The sequence below is a fragment of the Leeuwenhoekiella sp. A2 genome, assembly GCF_047946655.1.
GTDB lineage: Bacteria > Bacteroidota > Bacteroidia > Flavobacteriales > Flavobacteriaceae > Leeuwenhoekiella.
In genome coordinates this window covers 3,768,345-3,786,079 of sequence record NZ_CP172311.1, presented here as the reverse complement: position 1 = coordinate 3,786,079, position 17,735 = coordinate 3,768,345, and the positions used below count along the sequence as shown (strand labels likewise).

The window sequence follows — 17,735 nt, the reverse complement described above, 5'->3', positions numbered from 1 at the left end:
CTTATTCAAGTGTTTCTAAGGTGTCACAATGCATTCTTTGTTTTTCTTCCTTTTTGGCAGGCTGGGTTTTTAGACCTTTGTTCTTTTCAGCCAGCATCATGGTCATTAATTTATTCTTTTCCTGCTGAACATCTTTTCTCAACTGCTTGTCTTTCTCAATATCAAAATATACTGTTCCTTCAACAATCGTTTTTTCCGCGACAGCGCTAATAGACATTGGGTAAGTTGACCACAGTACAAGATCTGCATCTTTACCTTCTTTTATACTTCCTGTTCTGTCATCAATGTGAAGCATTTTTGCAGGATTAAGCGTTACAAACTTCCAGGCTTCCTGCTCGGGAACACCGCCGTATTTCATTGTTTTTGCAGCTTCCTGATTTAATCGTCTGGACATTTCTGCATCATCACTATTAATTCCGGTTAAAACGCCCTGACTCCACATAATGGCTGCATTGTAAGGTATCGCATCATTTACTTCATATTTATATGCCCACCAGTCACTAAAAGTTGATCCTGCTACACCATGTTCTGCCATTTTATCTGCTACTTTGTAACCTTCAAGAATGTGTGTGAAAGTGTTGATTCGGAAATCAAAATCTTCAGCAACTTTCATCAGCATATTTATTTCACTTTGAATATAGGAATGCGAAGTCACAAATCGTTCTCCTTTTAGGATCTCATCCAGAGTTTCCATCTCATAATCTTTTCTGTAAGGTTTGCCGCTTTTCTTTCTGGCCTCGTACTCTTTAGCTCTTTGAAAGTAATCTGTATACATTTGTTGTACACCCATTCTGGTTTGTGGAAATCTGCTAAAACTGCCCCAGTTAGATTGCTTTACGTTTTCGCCAAGAGCGAACTTGATAAATTTAATATCATCTAGCACCATGTCATCAATAGAACCGCCCCATTTTAACTTCATAATGGCAGATTGGCCGCCAATTGGGTTTGCAGAACCATGTAACAGTTGCACAGTGGTAACGCCACCGGCGAGATCTCTGTAAATATCCATATCATCGGGATTTACAGCATCTTTCATGCGTACTTCTGCAGAAGAGTTTTGACCAGATTCATTGATTGCAAATGCAGCAATGTGTGAATGCTCATCAATTATCCCGGCTGTAAGATATTTGCCTGTGGCATCAATAACTTTTGCACCGCCGGCAGATAAATTTGTGCCAATGCGTGAAATCTTTCCGTTTTTGATAAGAACATCTGTGTTCTCTAGTATACCGGCATCTTCGCCTGTCCATACTGTAGCATTTTTAAACAAGATGTCTTCTTGTTTAGGTTTAGTGGCAAAACCAAAAGCTACATTAGGAAATGCAACCGGAATTACTTCTGGAGTTTCGGTCGATTTTTCCTCTTTTTTATCCGATTTTTCCCCATCTGCGACCGCTTTTTCTGTTTTAGTTGCTGTAAAAGAGGTTTCTGCGCCAGTGGTAGAAATTGCTTTACCAGTCCACGTTTTTCCTTCTTTGGGTTGACCTACTAAACGAACGTATTTTGTTGCAGATGTATCAGGACTTGTGAATGTGATATTTAACCAGCCATCACTGTAACTAATTTTTGATCCCAGTTTCGTTTCACCTTGTTTTAAAGTAACGCTGGATTTTTCAGTAGATTTAGAGATCTCCATTTCATAAGTATCTCCCGCTACAGCTAATTCATAAGTACCGTCAATATTTATAATATCCGGGTCATTAATTGTGAATTTATCACCTTGTACCCAGTTCTCATATATTTTAGTGTCATCTTCAAATATAGGTCCTGAAGTAACTAAAAAGTTAGCCCAGGTACCGTTTTTAAGTGATCCTATTTCGTCAGACTTACCAAGTATTTGGGCAGGAACCGTGGTAAGCGCTGCAAGGGCAGTTTTTTTATCAAGTCCATATTCAAAAGCCTTTTTAAGCATCTCTGTAAATTTAGAAGGAGATTTTAAGCCGTGCGTTGTAAGTGAAAAAGTAAGACCAGCATCCTGCATTTTTGCCGGATTGGTTGGTGCTTGATTCCATAAAAGCATTTGACTTAATGAAACATATTCAGCCTGGTAGGGATCTTCTACATCATAAGCATCAGGAAAATCGATAGGCAAAATATAAGTTGCGCCTGTTGCTTTCACTTCTCCTATACGCTGGTATTCATCACCGCCGCCCACAATAATAAAAGGAACTTCAGTTTCTTTTGAAAGTTTTGAGATTCGTAAGTCATCATAAAGACCATCACCTACAAATACCTGTGGCAGATCCATATTGCGGTTTAACGCTTCAAGCGAAAGATCTTTTGTGTCTTCATTACCGCCCGCATACCATTTTGCATCTACAAAAAGTTGTCTTATTAAAGCCGTAGCTCCCATGATTGAAGAAGGATAAGACTGTGGTGAAAGATTGCTTTTTTCGAAAGAAAAATACTGTGCAGAACGCTCATCAAGTAAGCGTTGAGCTTCGTCACCTTTTTCATTTAAAGCAACAAGCACACTGGTTCCACGTGCTATAGCATCTTCTTTATGCGCATTTACGACTCCAAAACCGGCTTCAAGTAATTCTTTAGCTGCTTTGTCGTCATATTTAAAATCATCAAGCGCTCTGGTTTCTGGTCGTACATGATCATTCCAATAATAACCTTCTCGGGTAGGCTCGTACTGCGGACTTCTACCGCCGCCTTGTCTTTTTGGGGCTTCCACGCCAAAACCTGAAAAAACTTCTATAAAAGAAGGATAGATGTGTTTACCGCCCAGATCTACTACAACGGCATTCTTAGGCTCATTTACAGATTTACCTGTGGCAACTACTTTTCCATTTTGGATTAAAAGCGAACCATTATTTATGGTTTGCTCCGGAGATACGTGAATGGTGGCATTTTTTAGAATAGTGTAATTGGTGTTTTGTGTTTTTACACCATCATTAATAGGGAAGTAGTCCTGCGCCCTGACCATAAATGTCAAAAGCAGAAAACCTCCCAGGAGGGATAATTTTTTAATCATTATAGAGTGGATTTAATTTATGCTCTCTAAAGATAAAACTTGTTAAAAACGATAACTGTTAATTAAGAATTCTTTAACATTAAGGTAGTGTAGTTCTCACTTTAAAATAGTTGACTACCAGTGCCACTACGTAATTGTAGCTCTGCATGCCGGCCGGCTGATTATTTACTTTAAGAAAATTGCCGTAAAAAACTTCAAGATATGGTTCTAACGGATTAGTATAAGAAGACCAGAATTCATACGATTGCGCATAGTTTTTTAGTATCCCAATTTTAATCTTATCTCTAAGTAATTCGCCGGCTTGTGGATTACGCATATATACTTCACTCAGGCAATAGCGCAAGGCAAAAATATAACCGGAGTATTTAAAGTAATTATCTGGATTTCTTGTAGTTGCAATTATCCCTATAAAGTTAGCTTCGTTTTCCTTAGCGAAACCCAGCTGATGACCTTGCTCGTGGCAAGTCACCAGCGGCCATCTGTGAGGAGGTATGAGCCCGTTAATTTGAGCTTCATTAGTTATAGGATTTAAATATCCACTAAAACCCATAACAGATAAGGGATATCTGAAAAGCGAATTTTTAGTGCTTTTAGGCGGATAATCAAGCTTTGGGAACGATTCTTCAACTTGGTTATAACCATTTATACTCTCATTAAATATTTTAGAAATACTTTGGTTAAAAACAACAGCATTAGAATCAACAGGCTCAAGCAGCGCATGTAGTTCATTAGATCTTTTTATAAGCCGTTGCGTTAGACTTATCAATTGATTTGTGGTATAATCGTTATCGATTTTAAGAACCCTGTGTAGCGGCTGCCGGTAATAATTAAATCCCCAGAGTACATGAAAACTTAAGTAAACAAGATTTGTTATAAGCAGCGCTTCGGTTAAGAATTTTAAAAAATTTTTAAAGCGTTTGCGAAAAAGCTTAACGATGGAATAGATGAGGAAAATGATAAGTACAGCATACATTATATCTCCAAATGAAAAAGGAATCCAGCCTAGTACAAACCTGAAAGCCTTTGAAATTACCGGGTAAATACCGTTAGAGTAATATTTTTCTACAAATTCAGGATAATGAACCAGGCTTTTTACACCTATAATCTGCAAAATGAAAATTAGCGTATAAATCAGGAGTTTCTTATAGCGCATATTTCATATTGAAATTAGGTTTCATAGTTTTTTAATAAACTTGAGATTCTGAAATTACATCTTCATTAGTAATACTTAAATGCCCCGGAAGCTTATTATCTTTGGGCAAAACCGCCAGATAACGATCAAAATTTGAAGTATAGACCAATTTAAAATGCGGTCTTACTTTAAGATCTAACTTGTCTATGATCTCATTAATAAATTCCTGGTGATGTATAAGATCGTTGCTTCCCAAGTGGAAAATACCGTATTTATTCCTGTTTATGATGTAATGTATCTGCTGCGAAAGCTTACGGTCTGTAGTGGTATTCATGATAAGGTGCGGAAAAACCTCTACCTGATCACCATTCATCACCTGAGTTCTAATTTCGCGAACGCGGGGCGAATTTAAACCAAAAACCATGGGCAGTCTTATTATACTGTATTGCTCATCAGGTAATTGTCTAAGTAGAAAATTCTCGCAGCGTATTTTCAGCTTCCCGTATTTACTTTCAGATAAGGTTTTATCAAATTCGTAAGAAGGATAATTTACAAATGCATCAAAGACATTTGCTGAAGAAAGGTAGATTATATAAGTTCCTGTGCGCAATGCATAATCAACAAGATCTTCGTGCGCATCAATCTGCCCTTCAAAATCACCTCTTATTGCTGAAATAACAATCGTAGGCCGCACTTTATTCAGCAGCTCATAAATGTCATCATTAACGACGTCATAATGCAAGAAATGCTTATTATCTGAATAAATTCTACCTGTGTGATATGTGCCATACGTATCATAATAGCGGTATAACTCCTTGTAAAGAGAGCTGCCCAGAAAACCACTGGCACCAAGAATCAATATTTTATGAGATTTTGAAATTGGGGATTCTGTTTAAATTAAATTATGCTTTATAAAATGGTAACTTAACAACGGTAGCCGGTATCGCATTCTTGCGTACTTGTACAAAAATTTTGCTTCCGAGTTTTGAAAATTCTACAGGAACGTAGCCTAATCCAATTCCTTTACCTAAAGACGGTGACATAGTTCCTGAAGTTACTACTCCAATTTTTGCGCCAGATTCATCTACGATATCATAATCGTGACGTGGTATCCCACGCTCATCAAGTTCAAAACCTATTAATTTGCGTTGTGGGCCGTTTTCTTTCTCTTTTTTGAGGTTTTCACTATTAGTGAAATCTTTAGTAAACTTAGTAATCCAACCTAAACCGGCTTCAATAGGTGATGTTGTATCGTTAATATCATTGCCATATAAACAATAACCCATTTCCAGACGCAACGTGTCACGAGCCGCCAGGCCAATTGGTTTTATTCTAAAAGATTCTCCGGCTTCAAAAACCTTGTTCCAAAGTTGTTCTGTGTATTCATTGGCGCAGTAGATCTCAAAACCGCCACTTCCTGTATAGCCGGTCGCACTAATAATCACATGTTCAATTCCTGCGAAAGGAGCTACAACAAAATTATAGAATTTTATTGCAGAAAGATCAGTTTCAGTTAGCGACTGCATCGCCTCAATTGCCTTAGGTCCCTGAATGGCAAGCAGCGAATAGTTATCTGAAATATTTCTAAGCTGAACATCAAACGTATTGTGTTTATTGATCCACTCCCAGTCTTTCTCAATGTTAGAAGCATTCACAACAAGCAAATATTCTTTTTCGCGAATGCGGTAAACGATAAGGTCATCAACAATTCCGCCGTCTTCATTAGGCAAGCAATTGTACTGCGCACCGCCAACTTCTATTTTAGAAATATCATTGCTACATACTTTTTGAAGCAAATCTATCGCCTTATCTCCTGACGCGAGAAATTCGCCCATGTGTGATACATCAAAAACACCCACGCTATTGCGCACGGTTTCATGTTCTGCAATTACGCCCTCATATTGCACAGGCATATTATAACCTGCAAAAGGAACCATTTTTGCACCAAGGGCTTTGTGTATTTCAGTTAAGGCTGTTGACTTCATTTGTGCGTTTTAAGAGAGCACAAATGTATCAAAAACTCAATCAAAAGAAGGATTAACCGCCGATTAAAAATGCCTTAAAACTATCGTAATCGCTTATAGTAATCGCCTTTTTTTCCTTATGCATGACTTCCTGAATTTGCTGTGGGATTGGAATTTCCTGTGGAATTACTTCGCTTACAACCGGTAAGAACTTCACAGGATGAGCGGTTTCTAAGAAAATACCGTACACATCAGGATGATCTTCCATATATTTTTTGAGCCCCAGATAACCTACAGCCCCATGTGGATCTGCAATATATCCTATCTCGTCAAATATGTCTTTCATCGCTTTCTTAGTTTCAGCATCAGAATATGAATAGGAGGTAAGCTTTCGCGAAAGTTCTTCCAGGTCATTATTAAAGAGTTTCTGAATACGAATGAAGTTACTGGGATCACCTACATCCATCGCATTGCTTATTGTCGCTACGGAAGGTTTTGGCTCATATCTACCGGTTTTTAGGTAGTTTGGCACGATATCGTTACTGTTTACCGAAGCTACAAATTGCTTTACCGGCATACCCAGTTTATGGGCCACAATACCTGCACAGATGTTACCAAAATTCCCGCTGGGAACTGAAAAAACCAGTTCTTTTCCTTTAATTTTCGCCTGTTTATATGCAAAAAGGAAATAGAATAATTGCGGTAACCAGCGCGCAATATTTATAGAATTAGCCGAAGTTAACTTACGTTTACCGGTGATTTCTTCATCCAGAAAAGCACGTTTTACCATGCGCTGACAATCATCAAAAACTCCGTCAACTTCAAGAGCTGTAATATTTGCACCAAGAGTAGTAAGCTGTTTTTCCTGAACATCGCTCACTTTACCGGTTGGATAAAGAATTACAACATCTACGCCTTCTACATTTAAAAAACCTCTTGCTACTGCGCCGCCTGTATCACCACTAGTTGCTACAAGAACGGTTACCGGTTCCTGAGTTTCTTTCTGTGAAGAAAAATAACCGAGGCAACGCGCCATAAATCTTGCGCCAACGTCTTTAAAAGCCATTGTAGGACCATGAAAAAGTTCTAGTGTAGCAATATTTTCTTCAATTTCAATTAGCGGAAAATCAAAAGAAAGCACATCTGCTATAATTTCTTTTAACTTATCATCAGGAATGCTCCCTTCTACAAACTGTTTTATCGCTTCAAAAGCGATCTCATTATTGCTTAAATTCTCAATATTTTCAAAAAAGGAAGCGGGGAGTGGAGTTATACTTTCTGGAAAATACAATCCTTTATCCGGGGCAATTCCTCTTACTACCGCTTCTTCTAAAGCTACTTCCGGCGCCTGGCCATTTAAACTATAATATTGCATATTATACTATTCTTTTATCCTACAGGTAGGTTATTTTTTATCTATAATGTGATTGCCTGCATGTGAAACCGGTGAGACATAACTATCGGTTTCTAAATTTTTTTCGTTTAAAATGGAAAGTAATTCAAACTCTACATTTTTAGCAGTTTCTACCCCTTTACTTAAAGTAAACATTGAAGGACCTGAGCCGCTAATTCCAAATGCTATTCCCCCATTTTTGAATGCTGATTCTTTCAATAAATCAAAATGTGGAATGAGGGATTTGCGTGCTGGTTCTATTAAAACATCTTTTGTGCTTTCGCCAATGAGCTTATAATCTTTTAGAAATAATCCGGCTACTAGGCCTGCCAGATTTCCCGTCTGCTGTATCGCTGAAGAAAGCTCAACCTGTTTGGGTAACAACAGTCGCGCTTCTTTAGTTTTTATCTCGATATGAGGATGAATAATCGTTACATACAAATCATCAGGAAAGGGCAGAGGAACAATCGTTAAAGGATCATAACCTGTTATTAAAGTAAAGCCACCATATAAACATGGCGCTACATTATCTGCATGCTCATTCCCGCTGGCTATGGCTTCGCCTTTCATTCCTAATTGCGTCAATTCAAGATTAGAAAGCGGTTCATCAAGAAACTGATTGATACCGTAAACAATTCCGGCGGCACTGGCAGCGCTGCTTCCTACACCGCTACCCAGTCTTATATTTTTATGAATTTCAACTTCAAAACCATAATCAAGATCAAGGTGTTCAAGCATTGCTAAACCTGCGACGCCCACTACATTTTCTTTCGCTTCAAGCGGAAGATCTGCACCGGTGATTTTAGTTATAAAAATGCCTTTTTTAGCGACTTTTCGCAACGCCATTTCATCTCCTAGACCCTCAAGTGCGAAACCCAAAACATCAAAACCACAATTTACATTTGCTACGGTGGCGGGGGAAAAAACCCGTATTTCTCTCATAATTTGCGGTTAGAAGGTGCGTGTGCGTATGATATCTGAAAATAATCCTGAAGCGGTAACATCGCCGCCGGCTCCGGCACCTTTAATTAACAAAGGCTGCTCAGGATAACGATCTGTAAAGAAAAGAACGATGTTGTCTTTACCTTCAAGATTGTAAAAAGGATGTCCCTGCGGAATTTCCTGCAATCCTACGCTGGCTTTACCATTGTCAAGTTGAGCAACATATTTAAGTCGGCAATTTTTTGCGCTTGCTTCACTTACGAGTTTTTCAAAATGCGCAGCATCTTCTTTCAGTGTTTCAAAAAAGTGCTCTACACTGCCAGAATTCAGGTTTTTTTCGGTTAAAAATGGCTCATTTTTTATGTCTTCCAAATTCATTTTAAGTCCGCTTTCACGAGCTAAAATCAAGATCTTCCGCGCAACATCAACCCCGCTTAAATCAATACGAGGATCTGGTTCTGTAAAACCTTCTGCTTTTGCTTCCTGCACCACATCATGAAAGTTTCCGCCCGGAGCGAAATTATTGAACACAAAATTCAAACTTCCCGAAAGAACCGCCTGTATGCGAGTAACGCGATCTCCGGAAGCGATCAAATTATTCAACGTATCAATTATGGGTAAACCTGCGCCCACATTAGTTTCAAAAAGGAGCGGTGCGTTATAATCTGTGCTAAGCGTTTTAAGCTCCTGATATTTATCAAAGTCGGCTGAACATGCAATTTTATTACATGCGATCACCGCGATACTTTGCTTTAGATATTTATCATAAACCGCAGCTACATCTGCATTTGCGGTAATATCTACAAATACGCTGTTGCGCTGGTTAAGCGAAACGATTTTCTCATAATAACCATCAATACTTCCAGGCTCACCTTCGGCTAAAATTTCTTCCCATTTTGAAAGGTCAATTCCACCTTCTTTAATTACCATCTGGCGAGAATTACTCAAGCCTAAAACCCGAAGATTTACATTGAGTTGTGTTTTTAAATAATCCTGCTGCTGCGAAATCTGTTTTAGTAATCTGCTGCCAACATTACCAACGCCGGTAATGAAAAGGTTAAGCTGCTTACGCTGCGCTTCAAAAAATCGCTCGTGGAGGCTGTTTAACGCCTTTTTTACGTCTTTTTCGGCAATAACAGCAGAGATATTCTTTTCGCTTGCGCCTTGTGCAATAGCTCTAATGTTCACATTGTTCTTACCCAGCGTGCTAAACATTTTACCGCTAATTCCCTGATGACTTTTCATTCTGTCACCAACTAATGCGATAATAGATAAACCAATTTCTATAGTAAGCGGGTCAATTCGGCTTAAAGAAATTTCATTCTGAAACTCCTCATCAACTGCGGTTTTTGCACGACCGGCATCTTCTTCCATCACGCCAAGACAGATACTATGTTCGCTAGAAGCCTGAGTAATTAAAATGATGTTTATACCCTGAGCAGAAAGTGTTTCAAATAAGCGTTTACTAATACCGGGAATTCCTACCATGCCGCCGCCTTCTAACGTAAGCAAGGCGATCTTGCTAATGTTGCTTATTCCTTTAATTGGGTTGCCGGTGTTCTCTTCTTTGTTGTGGATTATCGTTCCGGGCGCATCTGGTTCTAACGTGTTTTTAATAAGAATAGGAATATTCTTGCTCATCACCGGCACAATTGTGGGCGGATAAAGCACTTTAGCGCCAAAATGAGAAAGCTCCATCGCCTCATGATAAGAGATATCTGCGATAGGTTTTGCCTGTTTAACGATCTTGGGATTAGCTGTAAACATACCGCTAACATCTGTGTAGATCTCCAGTTGATCTACACTCAATCCCGCAGCTACAATTGCAGCTGTAAAATCTGAGCCACCACGGCCCAGGGTTGTAGTTTCTCCAGATTCTGAACTGGCTATAAAACCGGGTAATACAGTAATTCTTTGTTTCGCTTTAGTAAAGTAATAGTTTAATTGACTGTATGTAACTTTATAATTTACAGATGCTTTTGTGTGTTTATTATTAGTCGTAATTAGATCTCGACTATCTTTTGGTTTGGCATCTAAGTCCTGAGTATACATCGCTCGCGCAATGATTGAGGACGAAAGAATCTCACCATAAGATAAAAGCTTATCTATAGTTTTAGGTGAAAGTTCATTAATAAGATAAATACCGTATAGCAGTTCGTCAAGCTCTTTTAGAAGAGCTGCAACTTCGTCAATAGCTCCCTGATCATCTTGAATTAGCGTTGACGTAAATTCAAGATGTTTTTCTTTAATATGTTGAAAGGTGCTTTTGTACGCTTCATTTTTAGTACTGGCTTCAGTACCTGTTTTCAAAAGTAGATCTGTAATACCACCAATTGCTGAAACTACTACTGCAATTTTCTGCTCTTTAGATGCTTCTGAAACAATTTTTATGACTTGATTGATGTTTTTTACACTTCCTACAGAAGTACCACCAAATTTTAAAACACGCATAGCTTATGTGTTGTAAATGAATTTAATATGAGAATTTTTCGTGTAAACGAAACAGATGTGAAAGTTATATGTTTTTTGTATACCCCAAAGGGGTAATAATAATGAAAGCTTGCGTGCTAAATGTAGCAGCGCCAGTAGAGATTATTGTATTTAGAATAGCCTTCATTGTTGAATGATGTTGCCTTCAAAAGTATTATTTTTACGGGGATAGACAAGACTTTTGGTCCATTTTTAGGGATTTGTTAGCGTTAATCATTTAAACAGATTTTTTATTAATGAAACGTAAATTCCTGTTATTTCATTGCGAATTATTCAAACAATTAAACACAAAACATGAAAATATTTAGCCAGAAGCAAATATATGAAGCAGATAAAGCAACACTAGCAAAGGAGAATATTCCTTCTATAAATCTTATGGAGCGTGCCGGCGGTTATGCCTTTAACTGGATAGATCAACGCCTGCAGGGCGGCGCGGTGCCTATTAAAGTATTTTGTGGAATAGGGAATAATGGTGGCGACGGACTTGTAATCGCAAGAAATCTAATTGAGAAAGGTTACAACGTAAAAACCTATATCGTTAATTACAGCGATCATCGTTCTAAAGATTTTCTATTGGCTTATGACCGCTTAAAGCAGCAAACAAAAAACTGGCCAGAAGTCATAAAAATCGGTCAGGATATACCAGAAATCGGAAGTACAGATCTGGTTATTGATGCACTTTTTGGTATAGGTTATAATCGCCCTGTAGATAAATGGGTACATGCACTTTATGAGCGCATTAATAATTCTGGAGCTTATATTCTATCTATTGATATTCCATCAGGTTTATATATGGATAAAGTGCCGGGAGAAGATGAAGTATTTATACAACCAACGACGGTGCTTACTTTTCAGTTTCCAAAACTCATTTTTTTCTTACCACAAACCGGTAAATATATTGACAACTGGACCGTTATAGATATTGGGCTTGACGCCGAATATATGGCAACTACACCCACAGATATTGAGCTTATAGACAAATTTGAAGCTCAACAGATGTACAGGCCTAAAACAAAATTCTCACATAAGGGTACAAACGGTCATAGTCTTATAATAGGCGGTAGTTATGGTAAAATGGGTTCAGTCACCATGTCTGCAAAAGCATGTTTACATTCTGGCAGCGGGCTGGTAACAGCTTTTGTACCTGCACTTGGTGTAGATATCATGCAAACCGCATTTCCTGAAGCAATGGTTGTAGCAGACAGACATCGCGGTAAATACCTGGAGGAAATAGATTTTGAACTTGATCCTGATGTGATCGGGATTGGTATGGGCATGGGGACAGAAGGTCAAACCATTAAAGCATTTGGAGATTTTCTAAAGTCAAACAAAAAACCGCTGGTGGTTGACGCTGATGCGCTGAATATTTTGGCTAAAAATCCCGGTTTTCTGCAATATTTACCCAATAAATCTATTTTAACTCCGCACCCTAAAGAGCTGGAAAGATTGATAGGTGAGTGGAAAGATGATTTTGATAAACTTGAGAAAGCCAAACAATTTGCAAAAGAGCATGACATTGTTCTCGTAATAAAAGGTGCGCATACTATTACGGTTTACGATAACAAGCTTTATATCAACAATACCGGCAACCCCGGTATGGGAACTGCAGGAGCCGGCGATGTGCTAACCGGGGTAATTACTGGTTTACTGGCACAAAAATACGATCCTCTTCATGCGGCGATATTTGGAGTTTATTTGCATGGCAGAGCCGGCGATATCGCTATAAGTCATACCAGTTATGAGAGTTTAATTGCGGGTAATCTTGTTGAGTTTCTTGGGCAGGCGTTTGTTGACTTGTTTAAAAAACCAGAACAGCCTCAAATGGCACAATAAGTATGCTATTAGCGAAATGAGAGATTTCTTAATAATCTTCGTGCTTTTTAGTGCGTCATTGTTTGGGCAGGCGAGTGGCTGTACAGATTCACTTGCTTCAAATTATGACGCTTCTGCGAAAGAAAATGATGGCAGTTGTATTTATGCAGAAGTTATCGCTAAACCGGAAACTTTTGTTACTCTGCCTAAAAGCGTGAATGAAACTTCTGGCCTAATTGCATTTAATGGTCATTTATTGACGCATAATGATGGCAACGATCCCCATCTTTATGAGCTTGATACATTAACGGGTGCAATCTCGCATACGTATACTTTAAACGGCTTTAAAAATGTAGATTGGGAAGATATCACCCAGGACGATAATTACATTTATTTAGGCGATTTTGGCAATAATTACACCGGCATTAGGCAGGATCTAAAGATTCTTAAAATTAGCAAAACCTCTCTTTTAAAAGATGATCCCGAGGTAGAGGTAATAAATTTTAAATATCCAGATCAGGAAGCTTTCGCGAAAGCTGCACCTAACACAACAGATTTTGACTGCGAGGCATTTGTGATTAAAGACGAGAAGATCTACTTATTTACAAAACAATGGACCAAAACCGGAACGGCAATTTATGAGCTGCCCATTTTGCCGGGAAGTTATACCGCAGCGTTTAAAACCACCTTTCCCATTAATGGTCTGGTCACGGGCGCAACTTATGTAAAAGCAAAAAACATATTGCTACTTTGCGGGTACAGTAAGTCGCTCGAGCCTTTTATTTATATCTGCTCCCAGTTTAAAAACAATGTCTTTTCAGGAAATAAGCGTAAGATTAAGCTGGCTCTTCCTTTTCATCAGGTAGAAGGTATTACTTCTCTTGATGGAAAGCGAATTTATGTAAGTAATGAAAGCCTCGTGAAAAAACCATTTGCCAATATACCTGCGCAAATGCACGTTTTTGATCTTAAAAACTGGATTAACTACTAAGAAGCGGTTTTAGAATCTATCTTATAATTGCTGATTTTAAGGTAGATTTTACCGGTTTTTACCTCTTTTGAGCGGTATTTTTCTTTGTCAACATCTGCTTCTTTTCCCATATAGCGCAAGGGTAATCGCATGCGTTCTACTTCAAAATCAACTTCTACATCGCTGGGCAAGATATCGTCTTTTTTGGCGTAAGCCATCTTTACCGTGTAGGCGCCGTCTTTTTTAGTATTTATGCGAGATTCTGAAATTCTTTTATTGATCGTGTCAAGTAGAAGTGTAGCGATAGAAAAATCTGCCCGGTCATCTGTGGGAATAATATTTATCATTTTATAATTCTCACCATTTCTCTCCTCCATACCGCGATCTACCGTTATGAAATCATATTTAAAGATTTCGTTTAAAGGTAAATCTAATCCGCGTTTGGGAATAAGTACAAAATCTTCAGAATTCACTTGTAGGTCTTTGCCGCGTTCATAGGTGATTTCAGCATGTTTTTGAGGCATATTTATAAATGAAATGTCTACGGTCATTTCCAGATCTGCTGTAAATTGATTTACGACATCAAGTTTTTCTTTAATCTCAAGCAGATTGTTATCGATCGTCTGTGACCAGGAAAAACAACCCGTTAAAATCAAAATACAAAGACTAATCACTCTTATCATCCTACATCTTGTTTATTGAAAATAAAAATACCAATTGCTACGCTTACAATTGAGTAAGCCAGTAAAATAAGGCAATTGCTGTAAATGAGTTGCCACGGAATATCATAATAGAAAAGGTACTGCCAGGTATCGTTTAATTTAAAAAACAAAAAACGGTCCAGAATTTCATTACCAAAATCAACTTTAAGCAACATGTTAGATATTATGAGAAATAGAGCCGATATTATCCATGTTTTGGTCGATTCTTTAAAAATGACAGCAAGCGTTAAACTCACTACAGAAAAGAAAATCATAGAGAAAGTTCCGCATAAAAAAGCCCATAAAATTCGGCTAAAAGCTTCCTTATTGCTAAAAAAATTAAGCGTGTCGAGATAAACAATAAGATCACCCTTCCCAAAGATGGTATAGGAGAATAACATTGCAGAAAAGGCCAAAAAGAACACAGTAAGTAGTGTAAAAGCTATGGCTACAAGATATTTGCTCAACAGGAATTTCCATTTTGAAACGGGTTGCAGCATTACAGACTGTATCGTATTGTCTTTATATTCTGCGGTAAGCATCCCGGAAATCACGATCATGAGAATCAATGGCAGGTGAAACCAAAGCGTATTAAGAATAAGATAAACAAGCAGGTTGCCATTAAGCAGATTACCTTCAAAATAGAAAGACTGTTTTAGATTGTCGAGAAGAATATCAATAATACTGCTGCCCTGATAATACGCGCTAAAAAGCACGATGATCTCAATTATAAAAATGGCTAACAAGGCGTAGTACGTTTTGCCCTGTTTAAACATTTTATACGTTTCTGCCCAGATCAATTCTTTCATTCTGCAGTAGCTTGAAAGAGGTTTTTCATATCAATTACCGGCGTACAGGATGTGATTAAGATATCTTCTTGATGTAATTCTTGTAGAAGACCGGGTATTTTAGCTGTAGCGAAAGCCACTTTTGCGCAATTGCCGCTTATTTCTGCATTGAGTTTTTTAAGCGTTTTAGATTTTTCAATATTCAAAGCACAAATTAAATATTCTGAAGTATTTGCCTGAATGATCGCCTGTGTGGGACCAGATCGTAAGATCTTTCCTTTTTCAATAACAAATAATTTTTGACTCACACGGCTTAACTCTTCAATAATATGAGAGGATATTAAAATCGCCAGCCTATCTTCTGCTGCCAGTTTTGCAATTAATGTGCGCAATGAAGCAATACCTAGCGGATCAAGACCAGAAAAAGGCTCATCAAGAATTAAACATTCTGGATTGTTAAGCAACGCAATTGCAATACCCAGACGTTGTTTCATACCCATAGAAAAATTGCGCACAGCATCTTTACGATCTAAGGGCAAACCAACTTTCTCCAGATAATTTTGAAGCGATAATTTGTCTACAGCAGCTCCCTGAATTTTCGCGAATAATCTTAGGTTTTCATAGGCATTTAAAAACTCGTATAACGCCGGTTTTTCTATGATTCCGCCAATAGGTTTTTTGCTTTTACTGTGAATTTTATAGCTTCCTGAATCTGCCTTGAGCAATCCTAGCAAGATTTTAAATAACGTAGTTTTTCCTGCGCCATTAGCGCCCAGAAGTCCACAAATTTCTCCTTTTTCACAATTCAAAGAAACAGTATCGAGTACCTTATTACCAGAATAAGATTTACTAAGATTGATAGCTTCTATCATACAGAAAGTTGAAATTGCAATTTTCTAAAATCAAATTGAGACTCGTATGATTTTTCTAAAAAAGTACGTTTCCAGAAGTATTTTTTAAAGAGAAAAAGCGGGTCTTTTACCATAAAAAACGGCACATAATGATACCATTTTATGCCCATTTTTTCATAATGGTATTTTACCTGATCGCCCATACCCAATTCTGTTGCAGCTACTTCTGTAGCCATTCTCTGGCATTTTGACCCCGCAAACTGGTTTGCAATTCTTGGTCTAAAACCATGGAGGTAAAAAAGATCTTTAGCACGTTTATAATTCTGGTAGCGCGACCAGCCATCCATAATTACAAGAAAAATATGAATGAATGAAAAGAAGAAACACCAGCACCAGAATGCAATATGCAGAATAGACGAGTAGTAAATCGCTTTGTAAAGATGCCAGCCGTAAAATAATGACTCTGCAATAAACAGCAACAACGCATAATACAACAGCCTGCCTACACGTAAATAGGAAATGGCAGGATGCGGTTGTATAGGCAGTTGTTTAATGCTCACAAAATTTATGATTGGGATTTAAATATAGAATTTTATAACTAAAACTAATTGAATTTTAGTATAAATGAAAAATACAGTAGGCCCAAAATCGGTTAAAAAATCTAAAAATCAGCTTTTTGAGAACAGAAATCGCAATCCCATTTTTGATAGCATTCTTTTTTCAAATTCATAAAAGAAATTAAATTGACCAAAGAGCCAAGCGAAAACTAATAATAAAATTTGATAGAGTGGGAAGATAATGATAATGCGTAGCGGCCAATATATAAAGCCCGAAATTTCATCACTTCCTATACCTAAAAAATCCATAACGGGATGTGAAATCCTTCCCGCCGTAGAACCAGTAATTGCGAAGACAATAAATATTGCAATGTATTCCCACCGCGCATTCACCTTCCAGCGATTTTTAAGTTTCCTGAAAAAGAATAAACTCAGCAGAATTATTATATATCCTATAATTAGAGACAGCGCTACAAGAAGAAATAGTGTGGTCGTATCACTTATAGCTTCTGCGAAAAAATTACGAGCAATTAGATAGCCGCAGCCCATTGACAATAATATACCCAATACAGGAAATAAAAGTTGCCAATTGTGGGTTATTTCCCATTTTTCTTTGAAATTTTTCACTCGCTAAATATACAATTATTTAGAATGAGTCAAAATAAAATTCATCAGATACGAGTGGGAACACTAAATTTCTGATTGTACTTTCTGCTGAAGAAAACAAAGTAATTATACAGTTTATAATTAACCTCATACCCATAATCTGTGTTACGGTCATAATCTATTTGCCAGGGATAAAGATCTGGATTGTAGCGCTGTGGTTGTAAAACCCTTTGATTATAATCTATTACCAAGAATTGGTTTTTATTTTCCAGATAATTCTGTGAATAATAACCTTCAGGTTTAGCAAGTGAATTAAGAAAAGTAGAAAAACCAGGTTCGATTATGATGATCTCATACTCTAAACTATCGTTTGCAATTCTCACCGTATCATTTGTGCTTGCAGTGCTTTCAAGATCCTTAGATTTTGTGGTTGCACAGCTATAGACAAAAATGAGGGCCAGTGCCAGATAAAGAATATTTTTCATCGCTTTTCTTTTTTTAAAGTTACAAAACTGTTCTCTAAAAAGAATCATAAATCATATTAGGCAG

15 protein-coding genes are annotated in these 17,735 nt (G+C 37.6%); 2 read left to right on the top strand and 13 right to left on the bottom strand.

The features are described 5' to 3' along the window. Position 1: 1 nt before the first annotated feature. The 7 genes from ACH3PA_RS16660 to thrA all read right to left on the bottom strand — a co-directional run bounded on the left by ACH3PA_RS16660 (position 2) and on the right by thrA (position 10,862). The gene (locus ACH3PA_RS16660) at positions 2-2,980 is read right to left on the bottom strand and encodes an amidohydrolase family protein (RefSeq protein WP_416448287.1); all 2,979 of its coding nucleotides are present in this window, start codon (positions 2,978-2,980) and stop codon (positions 2-4) included. A 79-nt stretch (positions 2,981-3,059) separates the two neighbouring features. Then, positions 3,060-4,133, bottom strand: coding sequence for a DUF3810 domain-containing protein (locus ACH3PA_RS16655; protein WP_416448286.1), 1,074 nt, complete (start codon positions 4,131-4,133; stop codon positions 3,060-3,062). Between the two features lie 31 nt (positions 4,134-4,164). Next, the gene (locus tag ACH3PA_RS16650) at positions 4,165-4,971 is read right to left on the bottom strand and encodes a sugar nucleotide-binding protein (protein WP_416442205.1); all 807 of its coding nucleotides are present in this window, start codon (positions 4,969-4,971) and stop codon (positions 4,165-4,167) included. A 43-nt stretch (positions 4,972-5,014) separates the two neighbouring features. After that, on the bottom strand, positions 5,015-6,097 hold the full coding sequence (gene gcvT, locus ACH3PA_RS16645; RefSeq protein ID WP_416448285.1) for a glycine cleavage system aminomethyltransferase GcvT: 1,083 nt from the start codon (positions 6,095-6,097) through the stop codon (positions 5,015-5,017). A gap of 52 nt (positions 6,098-6,149) precedes the next feature. After that, positions 6,150-7,451, bottom strand: coding sequence for a threonine synthase (gene thrC / locus ACH3PA_RS16640; protein ID WP_416448284.1), 1,302 nt, complete (start codon positions 7,449-7,451; stop codon positions 6,150-6,152). Positions 7,452-7,481: 30 nt separating this feature from the next. Beyond that, entirely contained in the window at positions 7,482-8,411 is a 930-nt protein-coding gene (locus tag ACH3PA_RS16635; RefSeq protein WP_416448283.1) for a homoserine kinase, read from the bottom strand. Positions 8,412-8,420: 9 nt separating this feature from the next. Then, a complete protein-coding gene (gene thrA / locus ACH3PA_RS16630; protein ID WP_416448282.1) occupies positions 8,421-10,862 on the bottom strand; it encodes a bifunctional aspartate kinase/homoserine dehydrogenase I in 2,442 nt (813 codons plus the stop codon). A 333-nt stretch (positions 10,863-11,195) separates the two neighbouring features. Between thrA and ACH3PA_RS16625 the strand changes: the two genes are divergently transcribed. Both ACH3PA_RS16625 and ACH3PA_RS16620 read left to right on the top strand, forming a co-directional pair. Next, positions 11,196-12,734: an NAD(P)H-hydrate dehydratase gene (locus ACH3PA_RS16625; protein WP_416448281.1), complete on the top strand. Its 1,539-nt coding sequence runs from the start codon at positions 11,196-11,198 to the stop codon at positions 12,732-12,734. A gap of 16 nt (positions 12,735-12,750) precedes the next feature. Next, on the top strand, positions 12,751-13,704 hold the full coding sequence (locus ACH3PA_RS16620; protein WP_416448280.1) for a T9SS C-terminal target domain-containing protein: 954 nt from the start codon (positions 12,751-12,753) through the stop codon (positions 13,702-13,704). Here the strand turns inward: ACH3PA_RS16620 and ACH3PA_RS16615 are convergent. From ACH3PA_RS16615 to ACH3PA_RS16590, 6 genes are all read right to left on the bottom strand, one after another. Continuing rightward, complete coding sequence (locus ACH3PA_RS16615) at positions 13,701-14,366, bottom strand: hypothetical protein (RefSeq protein ID WP_416442198.1); 666 nt, start codon at positions 14,364-14,366, stop codon at positions 13,701-13,703. The genes ACH3PA_RS16620 and ACH3PA_RS16615 overlap by 4 nt on opposite strands. Next, the gene (locus tag ACH3PA_RS16610) at positions 14,363-15,193 is read right to left on the bottom strand and encodes an ABC transporter permease (RefSeq protein WP_416442197.1); all 831 of its coding nucleotides are present in this window, start codon (positions 15,191-15,193) and stop codon (positions 14,363-14,365) included. The genes ACH3PA_RS16615 and ACH3PA_RS16610 overlap by 4 nt, the downstream gene beginning before the upstream one ends. Beyond that, the gene (locus tag ACH3PA_RS16605) at positions 15,190-16,044 is read right to left on the bottom strand and encodes an ABC transporter ATP-binding protein (protein ID WP_416442196.1); all 855 of its coding nucleotides are present in this window, start codon (positions 16,042-16,044) and stop codon (positions 15,190-15,192) included. The genes ACH3PA_RS16610 and ACH3PA_RS16605 overlap by 4 nt, the downstream gene beginning before the upstream one ends. Next, a complete protein-coding gene (locus tag ACH3PA_RS16600; RefSeq protein WP_416442195.1) occupies positions 16,041-16,583 on the bottom strand; it encodes a hypothetical protein in 543 nt (180 codons plus the stop codon). The genes ACH3PA_RS16605 and ACH3PA_RS16600 overlap by 4 nt, the downstream gene beginning before the upstream one ends. A 108-nt stretch (positions 16,584-16,691) precedes the next feature. Continuing rightward, the gene (locus tag ACH3PA_RS16595) at positions 16,692-17,207 is read right to left on the bottom strand and encodes a DUF6787 family protein (RefSeq protein ID WP_416442194.1); all 516 of its coding nucleotides are present in this window, start codon (positions 17,205-17,207) and stop codon (positions 16,692-16,694) included. A gap of 44 nt (positions 17,208-17,251) precedes the next feature. Further along, positions 17,252-17,671, bottom strand: a complete 420-nt coding sequence (locus ACH3PA_RS16590) for a DUF6146 family protein (protein ID WP_416442193.1) — start codon at positions 17,669-17,671, stop codon at positions 17,252-17,254. Positions 17,672-17,735 lie beyond the last annotated feature (64 nt).

Bases quoted from the DNA above. Each gene is read 5' to 3' on its own strand.
- ACH3PA_RS16610 (WP_416442197.1), bottom strand. From the start codon at position 15,193: ATGAAAGAATTGATCTGGGCAGAAACGTATAAAATGTTTAAACAGGGC.
- ACH3PA_RS16655 (WP_416448286.1), bottom strand. From the start codon at position 4,133: ATGCGCTATAAGAAACTCCTGATTTATACGCTAATTTTCATTTTGCAG.
- ACH3PA_RS16620 (WP_416448280.1), top strand. From the start codon at position 12,751: ATGAGAGATTTCTTAATAATCTTCGTGCTTTTTAGTGCGTCATTGTTT.
- ACH3PA_RS16615 (WP_416442198.1), bottom strand. From the start codon at position 14,366: ATGATAAGAGTGATTAGTCTTTGTATTTTGATTTTAACGGGTTGTTTT.
- thrC (WP_416448284.1), bottom strand. From the start codon at position 7,451: ATGCAATATTATAGTTTAAATGGCCAGGCGCCGGAAGTAGCTTTAGAA.
- ACH3PA_RS16635 (WP_416448283.1), bottom strand. From the start codon at position 8,411: ATGAGAGAAATACGGGTTTTTTCCCCCGCCACCGTAGCAAATGTAAAT.
- ACH3PA_RS16590 (WP_416442193.1), bottom strand. From the start codon at position 17,671: ATGAAAAATATTCTTTATCTGGCACTGGCCCTCATTTTTGTCTATAGC.
- ACH3PA_RS16605 (WP_416442196.1), bottom strand. From the start codon at position 16,044: ATGATAGAAGCTATCAATCTTAGTAAATCTTATTCTGGTAATAAGGTA.
- ACH3PA_RS16625 (WP_416448281.1), top strand. From the start codon at position 11,196: ATGAAAATATTTAGCCAGAAGCAAATATATGAAGCAGATAAAGCAACA.
- ACH3PA_RS16660 (WP_416448287.1), bottom strand. From the start codon at position 2,980: ATGATTAAAAAATTATCCCTCCTGGGAGGTTTTCTGCTTTTGACATTT.
- thrA (WP_416448282.1), bottom strand. From the start codon at position 10,862: ATGCGTGTTTTAAAATTTGGTGGTACTTCTGTAGGAAGTGTAAAAAAC.
- gcvT (WP_416448285.1), bottom strand. From the start codon at position 6,097: ATGAAGTCAACAGCCTTAACTGAAATACACAAAGCCCTTGGTGCAAAA.